The 24357-nt window shown below is 71.8% G+C and carries 21 protein-coding genes and 1 pseudogene; 16 read left to right on the top strand and 6 right to left on the bottom strand.

The genetic code is table 11. The features are described from left to right. Window positions 1–8: 8 nt before the first annotated feature. The 4 genes from egtD to AB0K82_RS14495 all read left to right on the top strand — a co-directional run bounded on the left by egtD (window position 9) and on the right by AB0K82_RS14495 (window position 2838). Window positions 9–962 carry an L-histidine N(alpha)-methyltransferase gene (gene egtD, locus AB0K82_RS14480; protein ID WP_364396759.1) on the top strand — a complete coding sequence of 318 codons (954 nt, stop codon included), beginning with the start codon at window positions 9–11 and terminating at the stop codon, window positions 960–962. Window positions 963–1065: 103 nt separating this feature from the next. Beyond that, the gene (locus AB0K82_RS14485) at window positions 1066–1266 is read left to right on the top strand and encodes a hypothetical protein (protein ID WP_364396673.1); all 201 of its coding nucleotides are present in this window, start codon (window positions 1066–1068) and stop codon (window positions 1264–1266) included. Between the two features lie 257 nt (window positions 1267–1523). Further along, a complete protein-coding gene (locus tag AB0K82_RS14490) occupies window positions 1524–1673 on the top strand; it encodes a hypothetical protein (protein WP_364396676.1) in 150 nt (49 codons plus the stop codon). 157 nt (window positions 1674–1830) lie between these two features. Beyond that, a complete protein-coding gene (locus AB0K82_RS14495) occupies window positions 1831–2838 on the top strand; it encodes a LacI family DNA-binding transcriptional regulator (RefSeq protein WP_364396679.1) in 1008 nt (335 codons plus the stop codon). Here AB0K82_RS14495 and AB0K82_RS14500 read toward each other — a convergent pair. After that, window positions 2832–4274, bottom strand: coding sequence for an aromatic amino acid ammonia-lyase (locus AB0K82_RS14500; protein WP_364396682.1), 1443 nt, complete (start codon window positions 4272–4274; stop codon window positions 2832–2834). The genes AB0K82_RS14495 and AB0K82_RS14500 overlap by 7 nt on opposite strands. A 79-nt stretch (window positions 4275–4353) precedes the next feature. Between AB0K82_RS14500 and AB0K82_RS14505 the strand changes: the two are divergent. From AB0K82_RS14505 to AB0K82_RS14530, 6 genes and pseudogenes are all read left to right on the top strand, one after another. Continuing rightward, window positions 4354–5097, top strand: a pseudogene (locus AB0K82_RS14505) (ATP-binding cassette domain-containing protein); the annotation flags it as partial. A 41-nt stretch (window positions 5098–5138) separates the two neighbouring features. Further along, window positions 5139–5828, top strand: coding sequence for an ABC transporter permease (locus tag AB0K82_RS14510; protein ID WP_364396685.1), 690 nt, complete (start codon window positions 5139–5141; stop codon window positions 5826–5828). Then, on the top strand, window positions 5825–6496 hold the full coding sequence (locus tag AB0K82_RS14515) for an ABC transporter permease (RefSeq protein ID WP_364396688.1): 672 nt from the start codon (window positions 5825–5827) through the stop codon (window positions 6494–6496). The genes AB0K82_RS14510 and AB0K82_RS14515 overlap by 4 nt, the downstream gene beginning before the upstream one ends. A 29-nt stretch (window positions 6497–6525) precedes the next feature. Next, entirely contained in the window at window positions 6526–7464 is a 939-nt protein-coding gene (locus AB0K82_RS14520; RefSeq protein ID WP_364396691.1) for an ABC transporter substrate-binding protein, read from the top strand. Between the two features lie 61 nt (window positions 7465–7525). Beyond that, the gene (locus tag AB0K82_RS14525; protein ID WP_364396694.1) at window positions 7526–8353 is read left to right on the top strand and encodes an AraC family transcriptional regulator; all 828 of its coding nucleotides are present in this window, start codon (window positions 7526–7528) and stop codon (window positions 8351–8353) included. 70 nt (window positions 8354–8423) lie between these two features. Continuing rightward, on the top strand, window positions 8424–9395 hold the full coding sequence (locus AB0K82_RS14530) for an EamA family transporter (protein ID WP_364396697.1): 972 nt from the start codon (window positions 8424–8426) through the stop codon (window positions 9393–9395). A gap of 25 nt (window positions 9396–9420) precedes the next feature. Here AB0K82_RS14530 and AB0K82_RS14535 read toward each other — a convergent pair whose 3' ends face one another. Beyond that, window positions 9421–10305, bottom strand: a complete 885-nt coding sequence (locus AB0K82_RS14535; RefSeq protein ID WP_364396762.1) for a serine hydrolase — start codon at window positions 10303–10305, stop codon at window positions 9421–9423. A gap of 14 nt (window positions 10306–10319) precedes the next feature. Beyond that, window positions 10320–11222: a LysR family transcriptional regulator gene (locus AB0K82_RS14540; protein ID WP_364396700.1), complete on the bottom strand. Its 903-nt coding sequence runs from the start codon at window positions 11220–11222 to the stop codon at window positions 10320–10322. An 81-nt stretch (window positions 11223–11303) separates the two neighbouring features. On the opposite strand from AB0K82_RS14540, the gene bla reads away from it, so the two are divergent. Beyond that, the gene (gene bla, locus AB0K82_RS14545; protein WP_364396703.1) at window positions 11304–12242 is read left to right on the top strand and encodes a class A beta-lactamase; all 939 of its coding nucleotides are present in this window, start codon (window positions 11304–11306) and stop codon (window positions 12240–12242) included. 148 nt (window positions 12243–12390) lie between these two features. Here the strand turns inward: bla and AB0K82_RS14550 are convergent, their stop codons facing one another. The 3 genes from AB0K82_RS14550 to AB0K82_RS14560 form a co-directional block, all read right to left on the bottom strand. Continuing rightward, window positions 12391–13926: an RtcB family protein gene (locus tag AB0K82_RS14550; protein WP_364396705.1), complete on the bottom strand. Its 1536-nt coding sequence runs from the start codon at window positions 13924–13926 to the stop codon at window positions 12391–12393. A gap of 255 nt (window positions 13927–14181) precedes the next feature. After that, the gene (locus AB0K82_RS14555; protein WP_364396708.1) at window positions 14182–15450 is read right to left on the bottom strand and encodes an amidohydrolase; all 1269 of its coding nucleotides are present in this window, start codon (window positions 15448–15450) and stop codon (window positions 14182–14184) included. Between the two features lie 172 nt (window positions 15451–15622). Next, complete coding sequence (locus AB0K82_RS14560) at window positions 15623–16390, bottom strand: IclR family transcriptional regulator (RefSeq protein WP_364396710.1); 768 nt, start codon at window positions 16388–16390, stop codon at window positions 15623–15625. 93 nt (window positions 16391–16483) lie between these two features. Between AB0K82_RS14560 and hutH the strand changes: the two genes are divergently transcribed. The 5 genes from hutH (at window position 16484) to AB0K82_RS14585 (ending at window position 23942) form a co-directional block, all read left to right on the top strand. Beyond that, window positions 16484–18037 carry a histidine ammonia-lyase gene (hutH, locus tag AB0K82_RS14565; protein ID WP_364396713.1) on the top strand — a complete coding sequence of 518 codons (1554 nt, stop codon included), beginning with the start codon at window positions 16484–16486 and terminating at the stop codon, window positions 18035–18037. Between the two features lie 14 nt (window positions 18038–18051). Then, window positions 18052–19704 (top strand): urocanate hydratase, encoded by a 1653-nt coding sequence (gene hutU, locus AB0K82_RS14570; protein WP_364396716.1) that lies wholly within the window; start codon window positions 18052–18054, stop codon window positions 19702–19704. Window positions 19705–19775: 71 nt separating this feature from the next. Further along, entirely contained in the window at window positions 19776–20969 is a 1194-nt protein-coding gene (locus tag AB0K82_RS14575; RefSeq protein ID WP_364396719.1) for an allantoate amidohydrolase, read from the top strand. Next, window positions 20966–22291 (top strand): formimidoylglutamate deiminase, encoded by a 1326-nt coding sequence (locus AB0K82_RS14580; protein ID WP_364396722.1) that lies wholly within the window; start codon window positions 20966–20968, stop codon window positions 22289–22291. Before AB0K82_RS14575 ends, AB0K82_RS14580 begins: the two co-directional genes overlap by 4 nt. 187 nt (window positions 22292–22478) lie before the next feature. After that, window positions 22479–23942 (top strand): FtsW/RodA/SpoVE family cell cycle protein, encoded by a 1464-nt coding sequence (locus tag AB0K82_RS14585; protein ID WP_364396725.1) that lies wholly within the window; start codon window positions 22479–22481, stop codon window positions 23940–23942. Window positions 23943–24357: the final 415 nt, after the last annotated feature.

Consider the following 24357-nt stretch of genomic DNA (forward strand, 5'->3'; position numbering starts at 1 on the left):
CGGGAGGCATCGTGGATCGGTTTCTCACCCCGGACGATCTCGGCAAGACGCTGCGTCGGGACGTCGCCGACGGCTTGAGCACGCGGCCGAAGACGCTGCCCGCCAAGTGGTTCTACGACGAGCGCGGCAGCGAGCTGTTCGAGGAGATCACCCGGCTGGAGGAGTACTACCCGACCCGCCGCGAACGCGCGATCCTCGCCGAGCGGGCGGGCGAGATCGCCGAGGCGACCGGCGCGGTCACCCTCATGGAGCTGGGCGCGGGGTCGGGGGAGAAGACCCGGATGCTGCTCGACGCGCTGAGCGGCACCCTGCGCACGTACGTTCCGGTCGACGTCAGCGGGGACTTCCTCGCAGGCGCGGCCGAGCGCATCGCCGACGACCATCCCGGCCTGCGGGTGCGCCCCGTCGTCGCCGACTACGAGCGGCATCTGGCCCTGCTGCCCGGCGGGGAACGCCGCCTGATCGCGTTCCTCGGCGGGACGATCGGCAACATGGGCCCGGCCGAGCGGGTGTCGTTCCTCAGCGCGCTGCGCGCCACGATGAGCGAGGACGACGCGCTGCTGCTCGGCGCCGACCTCGTCAAGGACGAGGACCGGCTCGTCCGCGCGTACGACGACGCCCGCGGCGTCACCGCCGAGTTCAACCGTAACGTCCTCAACGTCATCAACCGCGAGCTCGGCGCCGACTTCGTCCCCGAGCGGTTCGAACACGTCGCCGTCTGGAACCGCAGCGACGAGTGGATCGAGATGCGGCTGCGTTCGACGGCGGATCAGGTCGTGCACATCCCAACGCTCGACCTGAAGGTGGAGTTCGACGAGGGCGAGGAGGTGCGCACGGAGATCTCCGCGAAGTTCCGCCGCGACCGACTCGACGCCGAGGCCGGCGCGGCCGGCCTGCGGATCGACCACTGGTGGACCGACCCGGACGGCGACTTCTCCCTCAGCCTCCTCAGACCCGCCTGATCCGGCCGATTCGGCCTGGCCCAGAACCGGCGCGCCCGGACAGTGAAAAGTGTCGCGGCGAAGGTCCGCGGCGTGATCTTCGGACAAGACTCAGGGAGTTCCCATGGCCATCAAGAAGAGCGGCCACACCGACATGGCGCCGACGCACACCGGAACCAACGGGGCGCCGGCCAGCAACGAGGCGAAGAACGCGCCGGTCGTCACCCGCTCCGGCGGCGGGCGCAGCACCGGCGAGTCCAAGAGCGGCCCGGACATGAGCGAGGTCGGCAAGGCGGTGATCGACAACTGGCCGACGGCCGTCTGATTGCTTTCTAAGCTGATGCACTGAGCCGAACAGACCGGTTCCCGGTCCCGCCCTCATGGCGGGGCCGGGGACCGGTTTTTGCATGCCCCGACTTCGTCTCTACGCGATTCGAGTTTCATCGCGTGGTAGCCGCCGCAGGGGATGCGCAGTTGCCAAGTCGGGACGGTGCCGGACGGTCTCCATCGGTCCCGCGATCACGATCGCGAGGTCCCCGCCCGTCCGCGAGGGACGGGCGGTGCCACAGAAGGAGGACCCCAATGGCACTCAGGTGCAACAGCTGCGGGAACGACCACGTTTCGGGCCCCTGCGGCCCCGTCAAGAAGACGGTGGTCGACAGGGCCAAGAGCGTGATCCGCAACGCCACGGCGCCGCGGCCGAAGCCCGACAACAAGGGTTACACCGCGTAGTCGGCGGGCCGACGCGAACCAGGGCGGGAGGGGGTGCCCCCCTCCCGCTCTTTCCGTGCCGTCCCGAACGGTCGACGTCGGTGCGGCCGCGGGACCGGGGACCGGTTGTCCGTTTTGGGGCCCGGGTTTGTCGGTGGGGATCTGTACTGTTGGGGTCGTGGCGCAGCAACGTAAGCGAGCGACCATCCGCGAAGTGGCGAAGGCGACGGGGCTCTCGCCGGCCGCGGTCTCGTACGCGTTGCGCGGCATTCAGACGTCGGAGGAGACCCAGCAGCGGGTCCGGCAGGCCGCCGCCGAGCTGGGCTACGAGGCGCACCCCATCGCACGGGCCCTGGCCAGCGGGCGCAGCGGCATGGTGGGGCTGCTGTGCGGCTCTCTGGAGGACCTGTGGCAGCAGGCGCTCGCCGTCGGGATCGGCCGGTCGCTGTTCGCCCGCGACCGCTACGCCATCATCCTCGACGCGGCCGGGGACCCCGACCGGGAGGCCATGCTCGCCCGGCAGCTCCGCGACCAGCGCGTCGACGGCCTGATCGTGCAGCCGGTGGACCCGGCCGGCGAGGTGTGGGCCGAGCTGGGGGAGAGCCTGCCGATCGTGTCGATCGGCGACTCGCTGCACGGCGGGCACGCGTACGGCGAGGTGGTGTTCGACAACCGCGCGGGCGTCACGCTCGCGCTGGAGCACCTGCACCAGCTCGGGCACCGGCACGTCGCCGTGCTCACCCCCACGCGCGCCAGCACCCCGGACCGCCCCGCCGACCTGCACGTCAACGCCGAGGCCGAGCGGATCGGCATCGAGGTCGACGTGGTCACCTCGCCGCAGGCGCTGCCCGGCGCCACCGAGGCGGCCCTGGGGGTGCTGACCTCGCCCGACCCGCCGACCGCGATGTTCTGCTTCTCCGACTCGATCGCCTACGGCGTCTACGCCGCGACCCGCGAGCTCGGTCTCCACGTGCCCGGTGACCTGTCGGTCGCCGGCTTCGACAACCACCCGATGTCCGCGCTGCTCACCCCGCCGCTGACCAGCATGGACTGGGACATCGACGACATCGTGCACTCGGCGGTGCGGGTCATCGTCGGCGCGATCGAGGGCAAGCCGCGCCGCCGCCGCATCGTCTGCGAGCCCAGCCTCCTCCTCCGCGAATCGACCGGTAAATGTCCTCAGTAGGCACCGTAGACGGCGATCCGGGGAAGCAGGTCGGCCGCGGCGCCGATGTCGGCGTCGAGCGGCCGGTCCTCGACCGCGGGGTCCAGCGCGTCGGCGGCCTGGGCGTAGACCTCGCCGAGCCGGGCCGGCGGCGTGCGGCCCTGCATCCGCAGCGCCCGTACCGCCGCGACGAGCTCGCAGGCCAGCGCGGTGCGATAGGCCGTGACGACGTCGGTGGTGGCGCGCGCCGACTGGGTGGCGAAGCCCGCGTGCTCCTCGACGCCGCGCGACAGCACGGCGCTGCCGAGCGCGGCGGGGGAGGCCAGCCGCCGGATGTCGGCGATGGCCGAGTGCGCGACGTACTCCAGGATCATGATCCCCGAGCCGGGCTCGCCCGGGGCCGCCTGAAACGCCTCGAGCCCGGTGAAGGTGGGCTCCACCAGCGTGCCGAGCCGGGCCGCCGACAGCGCCGCCGTCTGGAACAGCGCGGCCCGTACGGCGTCGAGCGCCAGCCCCACGGACACGGTGTGGAAGTTGCCGTTGTGCCAGACCGTGCGGTTCACGACGTCGATGAGCGGGTTCTCGGCCGCCGCGTTGATCAACCGGGTGACGACGCCCTCCGCCTGCTCGGCTACGTCCACCGCGGGCCCGTGCACCTGGGGGAAGGCCCGGTAGCCGTACGGGTCCTGGATGCGCGCCGGGGTGATCTCCTCGGGGAGCAGGCCGCGCACGGCCTCGGCGACCCGGCGCTGCCCGGGGTGCGGGCAGGCCTCGTGCACGGGGGCGGCGAAGGGCTCGGCCGAGCCGCGCACCGCGTGCAGCGACAGCCCGGCCACCGGGATCGAGGCGCGCAGCAGTTCGGTGACGTCCCGGACGGCCAGCGCGGACTCGCCGAGAGTGGCGGCGTTCGAGCTGATGAAGGCCAGCGCGTCCGTGGGGCGCAGCGCGAAGTGCGGGCCGCCCGCGCCGCCCTGCCAGGGGCGCTCGCCGATCAGGCACAGCGCGGTCGCGGCGAGCGCGGTCAGGTCGCCGGTGCCGATGGCGCCGTACACCGGGATCGGCGGGACCAGCCAGCGATTGATCACTTCGGCGAGTGTGCCGAGCACCTCCGGGTCGACGCCGGAGCCCCCGGCGGCGATCTGGTTGAGGCGCACGACGAGCATCGCGCGGACGATCTCGGAGGCGAGCAGCGGCCCGGCCCCGCCCGCGTGGCTGCGCAGAAGCCGCAGGCCGTGGGCGTCGTCGTCCTCGATCGTGACGTTCCGGTTGGCACCGACGCCCGTCGTACGGCCGTACACCGGCTGCCGCTCGGCGACCTCCCGGGCGACCTCCCAGGCCTGTCGCGCCCGCTCCACCGCTTGTGGCGGAACTGTAACAAAAACGCCGTCACGGGCCACCGCGGCTACAGCCTCGCAGGTCAGGCCGCTACCGTTGACGGCTACGGATGTCGGACTCATCGGTGGAACCTTATGGCAAGTAGATAAATCACACTATCTTGACCTTTTATCCCGGATACCCCCAGGGGCTGAGCCAGTCTTGATCAAATTCGATGGCGTAACGAAGCGATACGCCGACGGCACCGTGGCCGTCGACGACCTGACGTTGCAGATCCCCACCGGCCAGATCACCGTGCTCGTCGGGCCCTCCGGCTGCGGCAAGACCACGACACTGCGGATGATAAACCGGCTGATCGAACCCACGAGCGGCACCATCACGATCGACGGCGAGGACGTCCGCGCCCAGGACCCCGCCCGCCTGCGCCGCGGCATCGGCTACGTCATCCAGCACGCCGGCCTGTTCCCGCACCGGACGATCGTCGACAACATCGCCACCGTCCCGTACCTCCTCGGCTGGGACAAGAAGAAGGCCCGGACGACGGCGCTGGAGCTGATGGAGCGGGTCGGCCTCGACACCAAGATGGCCAAGCGCTACCCGTACCAGCTCTCCGGCGGCCAGCAGCAGCGCGTCGGCGTCGCCCGCGCGCTCGCCGCCGACCCGCCCGTCATGCTGATGGACGAGCCGTTCAGCGCCGTCGACCCGATCGTGCGCGCGAGCCTGCAGGACGAGTTCATCCGGCTGCAGTCCGAGCTGCGCAAGACCATCGCGTTCGTCACCCACGACATCGACGAGGCGGTCAAGCTCGGCCACACGGTCGCGGTGTTCAAGGTGGGCGGCGTCCTCGCCCAGCACTCCACGCCCGACGAGCTGCTGGCCGAGCCGGCCGACGACTTCGTCAAGGAGTTCCTCGGCGGCGAGAAGGGGCTGAAGCGGCTGCGCTTCAACCGCGATCTCGACCGCCAGGACGCCGAGGCGGCGGATCGATGACCCTGGCTGCCACGGACGGCGGCGAGCCGCTGGTCCGCTGGGACTGGATCGGCGACCACATCGGGCAGATGGCCGACCTGACCGCGCATCACCTCAAGCTCGCGCTGCTGCCCATCCTGTTCGGGCTCGTCATCGCGATCCCGCTCGGTGTCCTGTGCGTGCGGTGGCGCTGGCTCTACCCGCCGACGCTGGGCGTGGCCAACGTCCTGTACGGCCTGCCGTCGCTCGCGCTGTTCATGCTGTTCATCCCGTACTTCGGCGTCGGCAGCGGAGGGCGGGCCGACTTCACGATCATCGTGCCGCTGACGCTGTTCTCCCTGTCGGTCCTCGTGCCGAACGTCGTCGACGGGCTGCGCTCGGTCCCCGACCCGGTGCGCCAGGCGGCCACCGCCATGGGGTTCGGCACGCTGCGGCGGCTGCTCCAGGTCGAGCTGCCGATCGCGGTGCCCGTCGTCATCGCCGGGGCCAGGGTCGCCACCGTCTCTTCCATCAGCCTGGTGAGCGTCGGCATGCTCATCGGCAACGGCGGGCTCGGGCAGTTGTTCATCGACGGCTACTCCCGTGACTTCACGACCCCGATCATCGCCTCCTCTGTGCTGATCATCGTCCTGGCCCTGCTCAGCGACGGCATCCTCGTCGCCGCGCAGCGCCTGCTCACGCCCTGGGCCCGGAGGAGGACCGGATGAACCTGGCCGACCAGATCAGGGCCGCCTGGACCTGGCTGACCGCCTCGGCGCACTGGAGCGGCGGCGAGGGCATCCCGCACCGCCTGCTCGAACACCTCGGATACAGCGCACTCGCCCTGGTGATCGCCGCGCTCATCGCGCTGCCGCTCGGCGCGCTCGTCGGCCACACCGGCCGCGGTGGATTCGCCGTCGTCACCGTCGCCAACTTCGCGCGGGCCATTCCCACGCTCGGCCTGGTGCTGCTCGTCGTGACGGTGACGTCCATCGGCCTGACCCCGGTGATCATCCCGTTGATCGCGCTGGCCACCCCGCCGATCCTCGTCAACACGTACGAGGGCGTCCGCGGCGTCGACAACGACGTCAAGGACGCCGCCCGGGGGATGGGCATGACCGGGCCGGGCATCCTGCTCAAGGCCGAGCTCCCGATGGCGATGCCGCTCATCCTCCTCGGCCTGCGCACCGCCGCCATCCAGGTCGTCGCGACCGCGACCATCGCGGCGTACGCGGGCATCGGCGGGCTCGGCCGCTACATCGTGGACGGCCTCGCCCGCAAGGACTACCCCTCGGTCGTCGGCGGCTCGGTGCTCGTCGTCCTCCTCGCGGTCCTCGTCCAGCTCGCCTTCGTCGGCATTCGCCGAGCGGTCGTCTCCCGCGGCCTGCGCAACTGAGACCTGATGATTCAACGGAAGGAACCAGCATGATCCGCATTGTCCGTGGCGCCGCCCTCGGCGTGACCGTCGCCCTCGCGCTCGCCGCCTGCGGAGGCGGCGGCGACAAGAGCGGCGGCAACCCCCTCGACCAGAAGAGCAGCGGCGGCGGTGGCGCGGGAAGCGTCGTCGTCGGCTCGGCCAACTTCCCCGAGAGCCAGTTGATCGGCGAGCTGTACGCCCAGGCGCTGGAGGCCAAGGGCGTCAAGGTCACCAAGAAGTTCAACATCGGCAGCCGCGAGATCTACTTCGACCAGGTCAAGTCCGGTGGCATCACCGTGATGCCGGAGTACAACGGCGCGCTGCTGACCACGTCGGTCGACAAGGCCAGCAAGGCCGTGACGACCGACGAGGTGAATTCCGAGCTCAAGGCGAAGCTGCCCGCTACGCTGGAGGTGCTCGACTCCTCCAAGGCCGAGGACAAGGACTCGGTGACGGTCAACTCCCAGACCGCCGCCAAGTACCACCTGAAGTCGATCGCCGACCTCAAGCCGGTGGCCGGCCAGCTCACGATCGGCGGGCCGTCGGAGTTCAAGACCCGGCAGCAGGGCCTGGTCGGGCTGGAGAGCAAGTACGGCCTGAAGTTCAAGAAGTTCCAGCCGTTCGACGCCAACGCGCAGACGACGCTGGTCAAGCTGCTGAAGAACGACAGCATCCAGGCCGCCGACCTGTTCACCACCGACCCGACGATCTCGGCCAACAAGTTCGTCGTGCTGGAGGACCCGCAGAACGTCTTCAGCGCGCAGAACGTCACGCCGCTGGTCTACAAGTCCGGCCTGAACGAGACCGGCGTGGCCGCCCTGAACGCCGTCTCGGCCAAGCTCACCACCAACGACCTTCTCGCCATGATGACCAAGGTCGTCAGCGACAAGGCGGACGCGAGCACCGTCGCCAAGGACTGGCTGAAGCAGGCCGGCCTCGGCGGCTGACCCGGCAATGCGGCCCCTCGGCGATCGCCGAGGGGCCGCGCCAGGGCGAAAGGACGCGAAGGTGAGCGCACGGGAACAGGCGCAGTGGACCAGGACGCGGCTCGGCCGGGGCGGGCCCCGGCTCGACCTGCTCACCGCCCGCTTTGACAAGCACGTCTACGCCCCGCACGCGCACGAGGAGTTCACCATCGGCGTCTGCGTCGGCGGTGTGGAGTCCATCGACTACCGCGGCGGCCGCATCCGTACGGGCCCGGGCTCCATCATCGTTCTGGAGCCCGGCGAGATGCACACCGGCGGCCCCGCCACACCCATCGCCGGCTACGCCTACCTCGCTCTGTACGCCGATCCCACCCTGGTCACCGACGGCACCCGCGGCGGCCTTCCGCACTTTCACGAGCCGGTCCTCGATGACCCCGAGCTCGCCAAGGCCCTGCGCGCCGCGCACATCGACATCGTCCGCCGCCCCGACCCCCTGGAGGTGGAGTGTCGCCTCCCCTGGCTGCTGACCGCGCTCGCCCGCCGACACTCCACCGCCCGCCCGGCGAGCGACACGGTCCCGGGCGCCACCCGGATCGCACACACCGTCCGCGACCGCCTGGCCGACGACCTCACCACCCCGCCCTCGCTCACCAGCCTCGCCGCCGAGCTGGGCCTTTCTCGCTACCAGCTCCTGCGCGCCTTCCGCACGGCGATGGGGGTACCGCCGTACGCGTGGCTCGCCCAGTACCGGGTGGCCAGGGCCCGCGCGCTCCTGGAGTCGGGACTGCGCCCCGCCGAGGTGGCCGCACTCGTCGGCTTCGCCGATCAAGCGCACCTCACCCGGTGGTTCCGGCGGGTGCTGGGGGTGACACCGGCGGCGTATCGCGCCAGCGTGGCAAGGACGGCCTGACACCACCGGACACGCCCCGGGCGCAACAGCGTTCAAGACGGCGCCCGCCGGCCGGGCCGATACTCGCGGCATGACTGTACGCGGTTGGTTCCTCTTCTCCCTGATGGGAGTCGTCTGGGGCGTCCCTTATCTGATGATCAAGGTGGCGGTGGACGCGGTGTCGCCGTCCACGGTGGTGTTCACGCGCTGCGCGCTCGGCGCCGTATTGCTGTTGCCCTTCGCGCTGCGGCAGGGCGGCCTCGCCCGCACCGCGCGGGCGCACTGGCGTCCCCTGCTGGCCTTCGCGTGCGTCGAGATCATCGTCCCCTGGTTCACCCTCAGCGACGCCGAGCGGCACCTGTCCAGCTCCACGGCGGGCCTGCTGATCGCGGGCGTGCCGATCGTCGGAGTCGTCGCGGCCCGTTTCTTCGGCGACACGGACCGGCTCGGGCCCCGGCGGGCGGCCGGCCTGACGGTGGGTCTCGCGGGCGTCGCGGTCCTCACAGCACCACACCTGACCGGCGGTGACGCCCGCTCCCTGGCCGAGGTGCTGCTGACCGTGCTGGGGTACGCCACGGCCCCGCTGATCGCCGCCCGCCACCTGAAGGGCGTCTCCTCGCTCCAGCTCACGGCCGCCTGCCTGACCCTGGCCGCCGTGGTCTACGCGCCCGCGGCCGCCGTCACCCGTCCGTCCGCCATGCCGTCCGCCGAGGTCCTGGCCGCCCTCGCAGGTCTCGGCGTCATATGCACCGCGGTCGCCTTCGTGGCCTTTCTGGAGCTGATCAAGGAGGCGGGTCCCGCCCGCGCCACCGTCATCACGTACGTCAACCCGGCGGTCGCGGTGGCGGCCGGGGCGTTGTTCCTGGGCGAACCGCTGACGCCCGGGGTCGTCACCGCCTTCACCCTGATCCTGGCCGGTTCGGTCCTGGCGACGGCGGGTCCCGTCGCCGCCGGTGAGCCGGGCGAAGGTTCCGGTGCCGTCCGTCGGACCGACGCGTCGCGTACGCCTGATGCGCCGTGCCCGCCCGAGGCCTTGGCCGGCATGGCGGACGAGCCCAGCTGACGGCCGCGTCGAGCCCCCCCGGGGGTCACATCTCGCGGAGCCGGTCGCGGAGCGTCCGCGCGACCCGGCCCATCAGCGCCTCGGCCTCGGGCTGGTGCCGGGCCGGCACCCGCGACTCGGTGAACGCGGCGACCCCGAAGACGCGACCGTCGGCGTGCTCGACGACCCCCACCTCGTGACGCAGGTTGAGGAGCGTCCCGGTCTTGGACGACCATCGGGCCGCGTCGGACCGGAAGTCCGGTGCGAGGCGCTGCCGCAGCAGGTTGTCGCCCATGAGCTCCCGGACCCGCGCGGCGACGTTCGCGTCGATCTTCGACGGTGTCCAGAGCGCCTGCAGCAGGTCGAGGTACGCCCGCGCGGACCCGGAGTTGGCGAGGGTCACGTCGAGCTGCGGGATCCGGTGCCCCCGGCCGGTCGTGCCCGCCTCGATCGCCAGGACGTGGGCGAAGTGCACGTCCTCCGGCGGGAGGAGCTCGGCCAGCGTCTCGGTCAGCTCCCGGATCGTGTGCCGTACCGTGACGCCGCGCACGCCCAGGTCCTGGAGGACGGCGGCGACCTCGGCCGGCGGCGTCAGCGCGAACAGCGCGTCCGTCGCGGCGTTGTCGCTGACGGCCATGGCGAGGTAGAGCAGGTCGTCGACGGCCACCCGGGTGGGGTGCCGGAAGCGGCTCAGCCCGTTCGGCCCCGGAGACGCCTCGCCCGGCTCGATCCGGATCCGCGTGGAGCCGTCGAGCTCTCCCCGTCGTACGCGCTCGAGCGTGGCGACGGCCAGCGGGATCTTGACGAGGGAGGCGACCGGGAACTCCAGGTCCGGGTCGATGCCGAGCTCGTCGCCGGAGCGCAGGTCCCGGACCAGGAACGACCCGCTCAGCCCGCCGTCGTCCAGCGCCCGCCGCAGGTCCCGGACCATCCCCTCGATGCTCGTCACCGTACCGGTCCTCCCTCGGGTTCGGGCTCATCGGCGCCCAGGCAGCGGGCGATCTGCGCGCGCAGCCGGGTCCGGATGCGCTCCGCGTCGTCGCCGATGGCCGCGGCGACGTCGAAGCCGCGCGCCACGCGGACCTCACCGATCGGACGCCAGCGCAGCCCGAGCTCCTCGGCCTGGTGCGGGGAGCACAGGAGGAGATCTTCCGACGCCACCACCTCCGCCGTCGCGGCGACGAGAGTACTCGCGACGGCGACCTGCGCGGGCTGCAGGCCGACCGCGTCGCGGACCCGGAAGACGCGGTCCCGGATGTGCGGCACGTCGTCCTCCGGCTGGATCCAGATGCGACGCCGCCCCGATTCCAGGCCGGCCCGGCCCGCCCGGAGGGTCTCCAGGTAGACGGTCCGTACGGCGGGAGCGGAGACACCGGCCAGCCCGAGGCGGACCGTCCAGGTGCCGTCGTCCGGCGGCACGGCCGTGAGGGCGGCGCGGACCTCCCGGGACCGGACGAGCTCGGCGCGTTCGCCGGGTGGGGCCGGTTGGAAGTCCAGGTAGACGCCCTTGCGGCGCGCCTCGGCGGCGAGCAGGGCCAGGTCGCGGACGGAGCAGACGTCCGGAACGGCGAGACGGAGGGGACTGAGCCTGGCGCGCTCGGCCTCGTCCTCCATCGCCTCCGCCAGGCGGACCAGGCGCTTGGCCGAGGGCAGCATGTCGCGGCCGAAGCACGTGAGCGTGACGTGGCGGGACGACCGGTCCAGCAGGCGCTCGCCGAGATGCTTCTCGAGGGCGGCGATCCGGCGGCTCGCCACCGACTGGGGGACTCGCGTCGCGGCCGCTCCTTCGGTGAAGCTGCCGTGCTCGCTCACGTTGACGAACGCTCGCCACGCGCCGAGGAGATCCACGAGCAGAGTCTATGCCGTTTAAGCATTGATTCGCGGTTTTCGTCTTTGACGGCATAGGAAGCCCTCGGGAGACTCCCGACCATGACGAACGCACGACAGGAGAAGCGGTCCATGCGCCTCCGGGCTCCGATCGCGGCGCTCGCCGCCCTCACGCTGATCCCGCTCACGGGGTGCGGCGCGGCCGACGACGCGGGGGCCGTGTCCGCCAAGGTGCCCGCCGCGACGACGCCCGCGGCGCAGCGGAACGACCAGGCGTTCCAGGGCCTGGAGAAGCAGTACGACGCCCACCTCGGCGTCTGGGCGCTCGACACGGGAACGGGGAAGGTCGTCGCCTGGCGCGCCGACGAGCGGTTCGCCTACGCGTCCACGTCCAAGGTCCCCCTCGCGGGCACCGTCCTGCGCCAGGACTCGATCAAGCGGCTGGACCACGTGGTGAAGTACACGAAGGCCGACCTCGTCGCCAACTCTCCCGAGACCGAGAAGCACGTCGCCACGGGGATGACCATCCGTGAGCTGTGCGACGCGGCGCTCCGGTTCAGCGACAACACGGCGGCGAACCTGCTGTTCCGTGAGATCGGCGGGCCGAGCGGCCTCGGCGCCGCCCTGCGGCGGATCGGGGACCGCACCACCCACCCCGACCGCATCGAGCCGGACCTCAACACCGCGATCCCGGGGGACATCCGCGACACGAGCACGCCGCACCAGCTCGGCACCGACCTGCGGGCGTACACGCTCGGCCACGTGCTACCCACGCCCAAGCGTGAGCTGCTGATCGACTGGATGCGGCGCAACACCACGGGCGACAAGGTGATCCGCGCCGGCGTTCCGGCCGACTGGACCGTCGGGGACAAGACCGGGACCGCCAGTTACGGAACGCGGAACGACATCGCCGTGGCCTGGCCCCCGCACCGGGCGCCGATCGTGATCGCGGTCCTGTCCACCCGCCCCACCAAGGACGCCGCCACGAACGACGACCTCATCCGCGACGCCGCCAAGGTGGTCGTGGGTCGTCTGACCTGACCGGCCGTTCTGCGGACGTCCCGAGACGTCTCGGGACGTCCGCAGGAGCGGTCAGAAGAAGCCGACGACCCGGCGGCCGTCGGACATCAGTGCCCCGGATCTCCGAGCCTGGAGCAGCGGAGATCCGGGGCGGTGAGACCGGGCGGCGTCAGCCCTTGACCGTGAGCAGGGGGCGGAGCTCGACGACGGGGTCGGCGACGCCCGCGCGGCTCAGACTGGAGACGACCGGGCCGATGTCCTTGTAGACCCAGGGCGCCTCCTGTTTGAGGTCGCGGCGCCACGCGGCCATCACGTCCGACCGGCGGGTGACGGACGGGTCGCGGTGGTCGAGCGGCGTCACGACCCGGAACTCGAGCAGGAAGGCGTCCAGCTCGGCGTCGTTCCCGCGCGAGGCGGCGCCGCGCGGAACACGCCGGCCCGCGCCGTGGCAGGCGCTCGCCAGCGTCCGGGGATTCCCGTGCCCGCGGAGGACGTGGCTGGCCGCGCCCATCGAGCCGGGCACGATGACGGGCTCTCCCCACAGGGCGTACGGTCCGCCGGCCGCCTCGGCGTACCCGCCGGCCGGCGTGGCGCCCTTCCGGTGCAGGACGTGGCCGTCCTCCTCGGGCCAGAGCAGGTTGTGTGGAGCGTCGTACACCACCTCGCCCGACAGCTCCCCGCACTCCGCGGTCAGCCCGGCCCGCATCATGAGCGCGAGGAAGAAGCGGTTGCCCACCGCGAAGTTCGCCGCGTTGCCGAACGCGTCCAGGTAACGCCGCCGGGCCGCCGCCGAGCGCTCGTCCAGCAGCAGCGGCAGGATCCCGTTGCCGGGCAGCGGCACGCCGTCCGGCCACATCGACCGCGCCTGCTCCAGGCCCGTTCCGTTCGCCTGGTGCCCGAGCGACAGGGAGCCGCTGTGCACCATCAGGACCACCTGGCCGACCGTGAGTCCCCAGGCGTACGCGGCCTGCCGGTCGTGCACGGCCGCGACGTACTGCAGCTCGGCGAAGTGGTTCCCGCCGCCGACGCTGCCGATGATGCTGTCGTAGCTGGTGCCGCCGGCGCTCTCGATCCAGTCCCGGAAAGCGTCCGCCGTCGTGGTCGGATACCGCGCCGCATGGAGCCGCCCGTGATCGGCGTCGCCCGGCCGCAGGGCCGACCACACCCCGTCGGCGGGCGGGTCACCGGCGTCGAGCAGGCCGGGCAGGCCGTCGCGCAGCAGCGCCTCGCGCTGCACTCCGGACAGGGCGATCCGCCGGCCGCCCTCGAAGAACAGGTGCCGGAGCCGCCGCTCGATCGAGTCCAGGTGCGGGCGCACCCGGTCGACGGTCAGCGAGGTCGTCTCCAGCCGCATGCCGCAGTTGATGTCGTTGCCGACGGCCTGGGGGAGCAGCGCGCCACGGGTGCGCAGCACGGTGCCGATCGGGATGCCCGCGCCCTTGTGGAGGTCGGGGGTGAGCGCCACGCGGTCGATGGCCGCGCCGGGATGCCCGGTCGCGGCCGCGAGCCGCTCGAGCGTGTCGGCGGTCTCCAGCACGGTGAGGATCTCGTCGACCGCGCTGGACTCGATGGGCACGTCCGCTCCGGCGCAGACGTCGACGGGGATGCCCCACCGGTTCGGCAGGGTGAGCCAGTCCTCGTCGACGCGGACGAGTCTGTGGTCGGTGGCGGAGACGGCGGCGGTACGCCGCTTGGAGGTGGTCATGGAGCCTTCCTGGGGCTGCTGGTGAGAGGGCGTGCGTGGATGGCGCCGCCATCCGTCGGTCGATGGCGCACGGGACGCCGCCGGAGGTGGTCCGGCGAGGTGCTCCCCGGGTTCAGCAGCCGCAGGGAAGGCCCAGCGTAACGAGAAGGATGATCTCTGGGGCCGAATTACGCGGAATGTGGGAGAAGGGCCCGGCATTCGCCGGGCCCTTCGGTCGGGGCGATCGTTCAGTAGCCGATCTGCCGGTGCTGGTGGCTAGAGCACCAGACCCTGGGCGGTCAGCACCGTACCCGCCAGGACCTTCACCGTGGCGGGGATGCAGCGCTCGTCCGGGTTGTACCCCCCCTGGTGCAGGTCGATTCCTTCAGCAGAATCCGGCGCTGCCGTACCCATCCACAGGTACGCGCCCGGGATCCGCATCTGGTAGAAGCCGAAGCTGTCGCCCCCCAGACTCGCGACATCGGGGACGAGCGCGTTCTTCCCGAGGAGGAACGCGGCCGCGTCGTGGAACAGCTGGACGCTCTCGGTGTCGTTCACCGAGGCCGCCATGCCGCGCAGGTACTCTACCTTCGCCTTGGCCTTGAACTTGCTGGCTTCGGCCGCCACCAAGCCCTCCACCAGCTCCGGTGCCTTTTCCCACGCCTCGTTGTCCCGGCAGCGGACGGATCCCTTGACGGTGCCCGAGGAAGGAATCCTGTTGAACGCCTCCCCGGCGTGGATTTCTCCCCAGACGAGCGAGAGGCCGGCTTGCGGGGCGACCCGCCGCGACAGCGCCGCAGGCACCTCGGTCACGATCTTCGCGAGGGCGAACACCACGTCGGCGGTGAGCTGCGGCCGCGAGGTGTGCCCACCCGCTCCGGTGACGTTCACCACGACCTGGTCGCACGCCGACGTCACCGCGCCGACGTAGGTGCCGAACGTGCCGACCGGAAGATGCGGCCAGCCGTGGACCGTGTAGATCCGGCCGACCCCGTCGATACCGCCCTCCTCGATCACGTCGAGGGCGCCACACGGAATCAGTTCCTCGGCGGGCTCGAAGATCAGCCGGACCCGCCCAGGCAGCAGCCCGCGCTCGTGGAGCTCTGCCAGGAACAGACCCGTCCCCAGCACGACGGCGATGTGAACGTCGTGCCCACAGGCGTGAGCCTTGCCGTCCACCTCCGATCGGTACTCGACGTCGTTCTCCTCCTGCACCGGCAGGGCGTCGAGTTCGGCCCGCAGTGCGATCACCGGAGCGTTCGTCTTGGGGCCGAATTCGCAGATCAGCCCGGTTCCGCAGCGCAGCATCCGCGGGTTGAGACCGGCCGCCTTCAGTCGCTTGAAGATCTGGCGGCTGGTTCGGACCTCCTCGCGTCCCAGCTCGGGGTGCCGGTGGAGGTCGCGCCGGAACGCGACCAGCTCCTCGCCCGAGGACGTGAGGAAGGTGTCGAGCCGGAGCCGCAGCGCGGCCCCATCGAGGCGGGTGATACCTCCCGACATTTCAAGGCCGGGCGAACGTTCGCCCGTGCCCGTAGTTTCGTACATGTGAATCTCCTGGTTTGTTCACATGGCGTCACGTTGATCGCCACGGACCAGGACTGTCCGGATGAATCTCCCCTTCGCAATTGACTCGGCAGGGCGGCATGGGCTGGTCGCCGACATAGGTCGGACGAGCCCTTCCCGATGGCGCAGCCGACGTGAGCGACGGCGGCTGTGCTCAGCCCGGGGAGTGGCCGCCGAGGCGGCGGGTCAGTTCGGCGGCGGCCTCGCGGACGCGGGCGGCGAGGTCCGGCCACTCCGCCTCGTCGCGGGACTCGCGGCGGAAGGTCACGGCCAGGGCGGCGGCCGGGCGGCCGACGTGGTCGAAGCTGCACGCGGCGATGCTGGCGAAGCCCTCGGTCACGTGCCCGTCCTCGACCGCCCAGCCGCGCCGCGCGTCCTCGGCGAGCGTCCGCCGCAGCTCGCGCAGCGATCGCGGCCCGGCGCCGGTGCGGTTCACGAACTCGCCGGGGAACAGCGCCCGGACCTGCGCGGCCGGCAGGTACGCCAGCATCGACCGCCCGCTCGCGGTGAGGTGCGCCGGGAGCCGTACGCCCACGTCGGTGACGAGCGTGGCGTGGTGCCGGGGCTGCTCCTTGAGCAGGTACAGCGTCTCAGCGCCGTGCAGCACGCCGAGCTGGCCGATCTCGCCGAGCCGGTCCACCAGGCGTACGAGGAGCGGGCGGGCGAGCCGTTCGAGCGGCCCCTGCCGCAGGTACGCCGAGCCGATCTCGAACGCCGTCACGCCCAGACCCCAGAGCCGGTCCTCCGGGAGGTAGGTGACGAACCCGTCCTCGGCCATCGCGGTGAGCAGGTGGTACGTGCTCGACCTCGGGAGGGCGAGCTCGCGGGCGATGGCGGACGCGGCGAGCGGCCGGGCCGAGGAGGCCAGCAGGCGCAGGACGGCCAGCGCGCGGCGCGCCGCGGGCACCTGTCCGGCCGCCATCCTCAACCTCCTTCTACGTAGAAGTCTCGCATGTCAGACACCACCGCGGCCCCCCGGTCCCCGGCACACGGGCCGGTCGAGTCCAATGGGGTTATGGAAACGACGACTGGTGCGTATGTCGACGTCGGGGTGGGGCCGCTCGCCTTCGACCAGGTCGTGGCCGTCGCCCGCCACGGCGCGCGGGTCGCGCTGACCGACGAGGCGCTCAAGGCGATCGCCGCCGCCCGGGCGCACGTCGACGAGCTCGCCGCCCGGCCGACGCCCGCGTACGGCATCTCCACCGGCTTCGGCGCGCTGGCCACCCGGCACATCCACGAGGACCTGCGGGCCAAACTCCAGCTCAACATCGTCCGCTCGCACGCCGCCGGCTCCGGCACGGAGGTGGAGCGCGAGGTCGTCCGGGCGATGATGCTGCTGCGGCTGAGCACGCTCGCCACCGGCCGTACCGGCGTGCGCCCCGTCACCGCCGAGACGCTGGCCGCGTTCCTCAACGCCGGGATCACGCCCGTCGTCTACGAGTACGGCAGCCTCGGCTGCTCCGGTGACCTCGCGCCGCTCTCCCACGTGGCCCTCGGGCTGATCGGCGAGGGCGAGGTCCGCGACGCCGGAGGACGGCTGCGCCCCACCGCCGAGGCGCTGGCCGAGGCCGGCATCGAGCCGCTGAGCCTCGTCGCCAAGGAGGGTCTCGCCCTGCTCAACGGCACCGACGGCATGCTCGGCATGTTGGTGCTGGCCATCGAGGACCTCCGCGACGTCCTCAAGGCCGCCGACGTCGCCGCCGCGATGAGCGTCGAGGCGCAGCTCGGCACCGACCGGGTCTTCGCCGCCGACCTCCAGGAGCTGCGGCCGCACCCCGGCCAGGCCGTCAGCGCCGCCAACCTCCGGGCGCTGCTGGCCGACTCGGCGATCATGGAGTCGCACCGCGGCCCGGACTGCACCCGCGTGCAGGACGCGTACTCGCTGCGCTGCTCGCCCCAGGTGCACGGCGCCGCCCGCGACACCCTCGAATACGCCGCCCTCGTCGCCTCGCGCGAGCTGGCCTCGGCGATCGACAACCCGGTCGTGCTGCCCGATGGGCGGGTCGAGTCCAACGGCAACTTCCACGGCGCGCCGGTCGCGTACGTCCTGGACTTCCTCGCCATCCCGGTCGCGGACGTCGCCTCGATCTCCGAACGCCGTACCGACCGGATGCTCGACCCCGCCCGGTCCCACGGGCTGCCGGCGTTCCTCGCCGATGACCCGGGCGTGGACTCCGGCCACATGATCGCGCAGTACACCCAGGCGGGCATCGTCTCGGAGCTGAAGCGGCTCGCGGTTCCGGCCAGCGCCGACTCGATCCCCAGCTCCGCCATGCAGGAGGACCACGTCTCGATGGGCTGGAGCGGGGCCCGCAAGCTGCGGCGGGCCGTCGACGGCCTGACCCGCGTCGTCGCCATCGAGCTGCTGACCGCCGCCCGCGCGCTGGACCTGCGGGCGCCACTGCGCCCCGGCCCCGCCACCGGCGCGGTCGTCGCCGCCCTGCGCACCCGGGTGCCCGCCCCCGGCCCCGACCGCTACCTGGCGCCGGAGATCGCCGCCACCGTCGACCTGGTCCGCGACGGCTCCCTCGTCGCCGCCGCCGAAACCGTCACCGGCCCGCTGGCCTGAGTAAGGAGACACACATGGGTCCTCGTCCGGTCCGCGCCCCGCGCGGCACGACGCTGAGCGCCAAGGGCTGGCAGCAGGAGGCCGCCCTGCGCATGCTGATGAACAACCTCGACCCGGAGGTCGCCGAGCACCCCGACGAGCTGATCGTCTACGGCGGGTCCGGCCGGGCGGCGCGCTCGTGGGACGCGTTCGACACAATGGTGCGCTCGCTGCGCTCCCTCGAGGCGGACGAGACGCTGCTGGTCCAGTCGGGCAAGCCGGTCGGCGTCATGCGCACCCACGAGTGGGCGCCGCGGGTGCTCATCGCCAACTCCAACCTCGTCCCGCAGTGGGCGACCTGGGAGGAGTTCCGGCGGCTCGAGGCGCTCGGGCTCACGATGTACGGCCAGATGACCGCCGGGTCGTGGATCTACATCGGCACGCAGGGCATCCTGCAGGGCACGTACGAGACGTTCGCGGCGGTGGCCGCCAAGCGGTTCGGCGGCTCGCTCGCCGGCACGATCACGCTGACCGCCGGGCTCGGCGGCATGGGCGGCGCGCAGCCGCTCGCCGTGACCATGAACGGCGGCGTCGCGATCTGCGTCGAGTGCGACCCGTCCCGCATCGACCGCCGCGTCGAGCACCGGTACTGCGACGTGCGCGCCGACAGCCTCGACGAGGCGCTGCGGCTGGCCGTGGAGGCCCGCGACGCCCGGCGGCCGCTGTCCATCGGCCTGCTCGGCAACGCCGCCGACATCGTGCCGAAGCTGCTGGAGATGGGCGCGCCGATCGACGTCGTCACGGACCAGACCTCGGCGCACGACCCGCTGACGTACCTGCCGCGCGGCGTCGCGTTCGAGGACATGGCCGACGAGCGCGCCAAGGACCCCGAGGGCTTCACCACGCGCGCCCGCGAGTCGATGGCCGCGCACGTCGAGGCGATGGTCGGCTTCCAGGACGCGGGCGCGGAGGTCTTCGACTACGGCAACTCGATCCGCGGTGAGGCGCAGCTCGCCGGGTACACCCGCGCGTTCGACTTCCCGGGCTTCGTCCCCGCCTACATCCGGCCGCTGTTCTGCGAGGGCAAGGGCCCGTTCCGCTGGGCGGCGCTGTCCGGGGACCCGAAGGACATCGCCCGTACGGACCAGGCGATCCTCGACCTGTTCCCGGAGAACGAGCAGCTCGCCCGCTGGATCCGGATGGCGGGGGAACGGGTGCACTTCCAGGGCCTGCCCGCGCGGATCTGCTGGCTCGGCTACGGCGAACGCGACCGGGCCGGCCTGGAGTTCAACAAGCTCGTCGAGACCGGCGAGATCAGCGCGCCGATCGTCATCGGCCGCGACCACCTCGACTCCGGCAGCGTCGCCTCGCCGTACCGCGAGACCGAGGGCATGGCCGACGGCTCCGACGCGATCGCCGACTGGCCCCTGCTGAACGCGCTGGTCAACGCCTCCTCCGGCGCCTCCTGGGTGTCGATCCACCACGGCGGCGGCGTCGGCATCGGCCGGTCCATCCACGCCGGGCAGGTCTCGGTGGCCGACGGCACGCCGCTCGCGGCGCAGAAGCTGGAGCGGGTGCTCACCAACGACCCGGGCATGGGCGTCATCCGGCACGTCGACGCCGGCTACGACCGCGCCGCCGAGGTCGCGGCCGAGCGCGGCGTCCGCGTCCCGATGAACGAGCAGTAGGACCGCGGAACGAATCCCCGCCGCTCCGCCCGAAGCCGCGGGCGGAGCGGCGCCCGGCGTGAGGAGAGGCGATGGGCTACGAAGAGATGTGGCGGGACCTGCTCCCGGTCGGGCGCGTCTCCGGCGGCGGTCACCGCCGGTTCTCCTGGACGGCCGCCGACCGGGAGTGCCGCGCCTGGTTCGCCGAGGAGGCGGGGCACCGGGGGCTGACCGTGGAGGAGGACCGCAACGGCAACCTCTTCGCCTGGTGGGACGTTCCCGGCGAGCGCCGGGACGCCGTGCTGACCGGCAGCCACCTCGACTCGGTGCCGGACGGCGGCGCGTTCGACGGGCCGCTCGGCGTCGTCTCGTCGCTGGCCGCGATCGACCTGCTCCGCGAACGTGGCGTGACCCCCGCCCGGCCGCTCGGCGTCGCCGTCTTCGCCGAGGAGGAGGGCGCCCGGTTCGGCGTCGCCTGCCTCGGCTCCCGCCTGCTGACCGGCGCGATCGATCCCGTACGGGCCCGGGGCCTGCGCGACGGCGACGGCGTCACCTGGGCCGACGCGATGGCCGCCGACGGCCACGACCCGGAGGCGATCGGACCCGACCCCGACCTCCTGGCGGGCATCGGCTGCTTCGTCGAACTGCACGTCGAACAGGGCCGCGCCCTGGACGTGCCCGTCGGCGTCGCGAGCGCGATCTGGCCGCACGGCCGGTGGCGGTTCGACTTCACCGGCCAGGGCAACCACGCCGGCACCACGCTGCCGCGGGACCGCCACGACCCGATGCTGCCGTTCGCGCGGACCGTGCTGGCCGCCCGCGACGCCGCCGCCCGCCACGAGGCGGTCGCGACCATGGGCAAGGTCCACGTCACCCCGAACGGCGTGAACGCCATCCCCTCGGTCGTCCGGGCCTGGCTCGACACCCGGGCGCCCGACGACGCGGCCGTACGCGCGACGGTCGCGGAGATCCGCGCCGCCGCGGAGAAGGCCGCCGGTGAGCACGGCGTCGCGGTCGCGCTGGCCGAGGAGTCCTACACCCAGGTCGTCGACTTCCACGCCGGGCTGCGCGACCGGCTCGTCACCACGCTCGGCGGCGCGCCCGTCCTGCCGACCGGCGCCGGGCACGACGCGGGGATCTTGTCGGCGCACGTTCCGACGGCGATGCTGTTCGTCCGGAACCCGACGGGCGTCTCGCACGCACCGGAGGAGCACGCCGAGACCGGCGACTGCCTCACCGGCGTCGAGGCGCTCGCCACCGTCCTGGAGGACCTGCTGACCTCATGAAACTGCACGCCGAACACGCCTGGCTGGGCGACCGCGTCGCCGCCGACGTCCTCATCGAGATCGCCGGGGAGCGGTTCGTCCGGATCACCCCCGGAGTGCCGGCGCCGCCGGACGCCGAGCGTCTGCCCGGCCTGACGCTGCCCGGCATGGCCAACGTGCACTCCCACGCCTTCCACCGGGCCCTGCGCGGCCGGGTGCAGGCCGGCCGCGGCACGTTCTGGACCTGGCGCACCCACATGTACGAGGTCGCGGCGCGGCTCGACCCGGACTCCTACCTCGCGCTGGCCCGGACGGTCTACGCCGAGATGGCGCTGGCCGGGATCAGCTGCGTCGGCGAGTTCCACTATGTCCACCACGGTCCGGGCGGCACGCCGTACGCCGACCCGAACGCCTTCGGCGAGGCGCTCCTGCAGGCCGCCCGCGAGGCCGGCATCCGGATCACCCTGCTCGACGCCTGCTACCTGACCGGCGGCATCGGCAGGGAACTGGAGGGACCACAGCTCCGCTTCGGCGACGGCACCGCGGACGCCTGGGCCGACCGGGTCTCGGAGCTGCGCGCGGACGGGCACGCCCGGATCGGCGCGGCCATCCACTCCGTACGCGCCGTCCCCGGCGACCAGATCCGGACCGTCGCCCAGTGGGCCCGGCAGCGCCGCGCCCCGCTGCACGTTCACCTGTCCGAGCAGCCCGCCGAGAACGAGGCGTGCCTCGAGACGTACGGCGTGACGCCGACCCGGCTGCTGGCCGACAAGCGGGCGCTCGGCGGCCGGACCGTCGCCGTCCACGCCACTCACCTCACCGCGGAGGACATCGGCCTGCTCGGCGCCAGCCAGAGCGGCGTGTGCATGTGCCCGACCACCGAACGCGACCTGGCCGACGGCATCGGACCCGCCCGCGACCTGGTCGCCGCCGGGTCGCCGCTCTCGCTCGGGTCGGACCAGCACGCGGTGATCGACCTGTTCGAGGAGGCCCGCGCCGTCGAGCTCGACGAGCGGCTCCGCACCCGCAAGCGCGGTCACTGGACCGCCGGGGAGCTCCTGGCCGCCGCGACGTGCAACGGCCACTCGGCCCTCGGCTGGCCGGAGGCGGGCCGGATCGAGCCCGGATCGTACGCCGACCTGGTCACCGTGGACCTGAACTCCGTACGCCTGGCGGGCGCGGCCCCGGGCCACCTCGCCGAGTCGGCCGTCTTCGCCGCCGCACCCGCCGACATCCGCCACGTCATGGTCTCCGGCAACCAGATCGTCCGCGACGGCCGCCACCTGCTCATCGACGACGTCCCCACCGCCCTGTCCCAAGCGATCGTCGCTCTTACCGACTGAGCTCGCTCGAAGAGGCCGCTCCTCACTTTGCCTGCACGAAACTTTCAAAGTTGCACAATTGTCCAGCGTTTCTTCGAAGGCAAGCGGAGTATCGGCGTGAGGAGTAGCCGCAGTGGTCGCCGAGCTTGAGGTTCATGGTCCCGCTCGTCCCCGCCGGGCTGCCCAGCTCGTGATGCTCGGTTTCGCGATGGCGGTAACGCTGGCCGCTTTCGCGCAGGTCGGGTTGGCACGGGACGGGCAGCTACCGGCCGGGATGTTCGGATACGGTGGCGGGCTCGCCGTCCTCGTCGGGATCGCTTACGTGATCGTGGTCAGGTTCGCGCCGTACGCCGACCCGCTCCTTCTCCCGTTCGCGGTGTTCTTGAACGGGCTCGGGCTGGCCATGATCTACCGGCTCGACCTGCAGCACAGCAAGAACTGCGTCGTGGCGAAGGCGGCGGGCCAGCAGTGCTACCCGATCAATGCCTCGGCGGCGAACCAGCTGATGTGGACCGCCATCAGCATCGTGTTCTTCGTGGTGGTGCTGCTGGTGCTGCGTGACCTTCGGATACTGCAGCGCTACCGGTACACGATCGGCGCGGTCGGCCTGTTCTTCCTGATCCTGCCCGGGCTGCTGCCGTCCTCCATCAGTGGTGCGGGCGGCGCGAAGGTCTGGTTGCGGCTCGGCGGATTCTCGATCCAGCCGGGGGAGTTCGCCAAGATCGCCCTGATCGTCTTCTTCGCCGGCTACCTGGTTTCCAAACGCGACGCGTTGTCCCTGGTGGGCAGGCGGATCGGCCCTCTCGCGCTGCCGCGCGGCCGGGACCTGGGCCCGATCCTGGTGATCTGGTTGGTCAGCGTGGCGGTCCTCGTCCTGGAGAAGGACCTCGGCCAGGGCGTCCTGTTCTTCGGCCTGTTCATCGCGATGCTCTACATCGCGACCGAGCGGGTCTCGTGGGTGCTGATCGGTGTCGGACTGTTCTCGGCGGGTGCGTTCGCGGCGACCCAGCTGCCCTTCCTCGGCCATGTTAACCAGCGGTTCGCCGTCTGGGAGAACCCGCGGGGGTACTTCGACGGCGGTTGCGCCACCGGCGGCAAGGTCATCAACCAGCAGACCCAGGCCTCCCTCATCCACGCGACGTCGGACACGAGCGACTTCGTGAGCAAGTGCGCCGCCCTGGGCGGACACTACGCCGACAGCGGCCAGCCCATGCGGGCCATGTTCTCCCTAGGGCAGGGAGGTGTGCTGGGTACCGGGCTCGGGCAGGGCCAGCCGTACCTCACCCCGGTCAGCTACGCCGACTACATCTTCACCTCCTTCGGCGAGGAGCTGGGACTCGCCGGGCTGATGGTGCTTCTGCTGATCTTCGCGCTGCTGGTGGAGCGCGGCATGAAAGCGGCGCTCACCACCCGCGATCCGTTCCTGAAGCTGTTCACCGGCGGGATCTCATTCATCTTCGCCCTTCAGGTCTTCCTGATCGTCGCCAGCGTCACCGGACTCATCCCGCTGACCGCCGGCGTCACCACGCCCTTCCTGGCGCAGGGCGGATCGGCGCTACTGTCGAACTGGATCTTCATCGCCATCCTCATCCGCATCAGCGACGCGGCCCGGCGGCCCGCACCTCAACCGATCCAGGACGAAGGCATGACCCAGGTCGTACCTACCGGCTGAGCTTTCGCCCTCCCGCCGGTCAAAACGGTCCTACGCATGGTGGACGCCGGATCGACGATTGCCCTGTTTGTCTGGATAACGCTACATGGGACCTTTTTGTAGTTTGGTGTGGGTGGGCTGCGGGGGAGGAGTGCTGCTCATTTCCGCGGAACGGTTAGGATTTGTTTACCTGGGTCGTCGTGGGGGATCGCTTTCGTTAACTCTGCATTATGAATTGAGATCGTAGGCTCTCGTCGGAGCAAGAATGAGCCGCGCTGCCGGTCGGGCGTGCAAGCGGAAGCCGGGCGCGATAAAAACGTACCGGGGTAAATGGCGACGGTACGGTCGGGGCATGTAGGGGCGAGGCAAAATGACAGAGTCGCACGTCGGGACATTTTCCCGCCGCGGGACGCTGTGCGGCGGATTGGTCACTGCG

The organism is Actinoallomurus sp. NPDC052274, from assembly GCF_040679475.1.
Taxonomy (GTDB): Bacteria; Actinomycetota; Actinomycetes; order Streptosporangiales; family Streptosporangiaceae; genus Actinoallomurus; species Actinoallomurus liliacearum.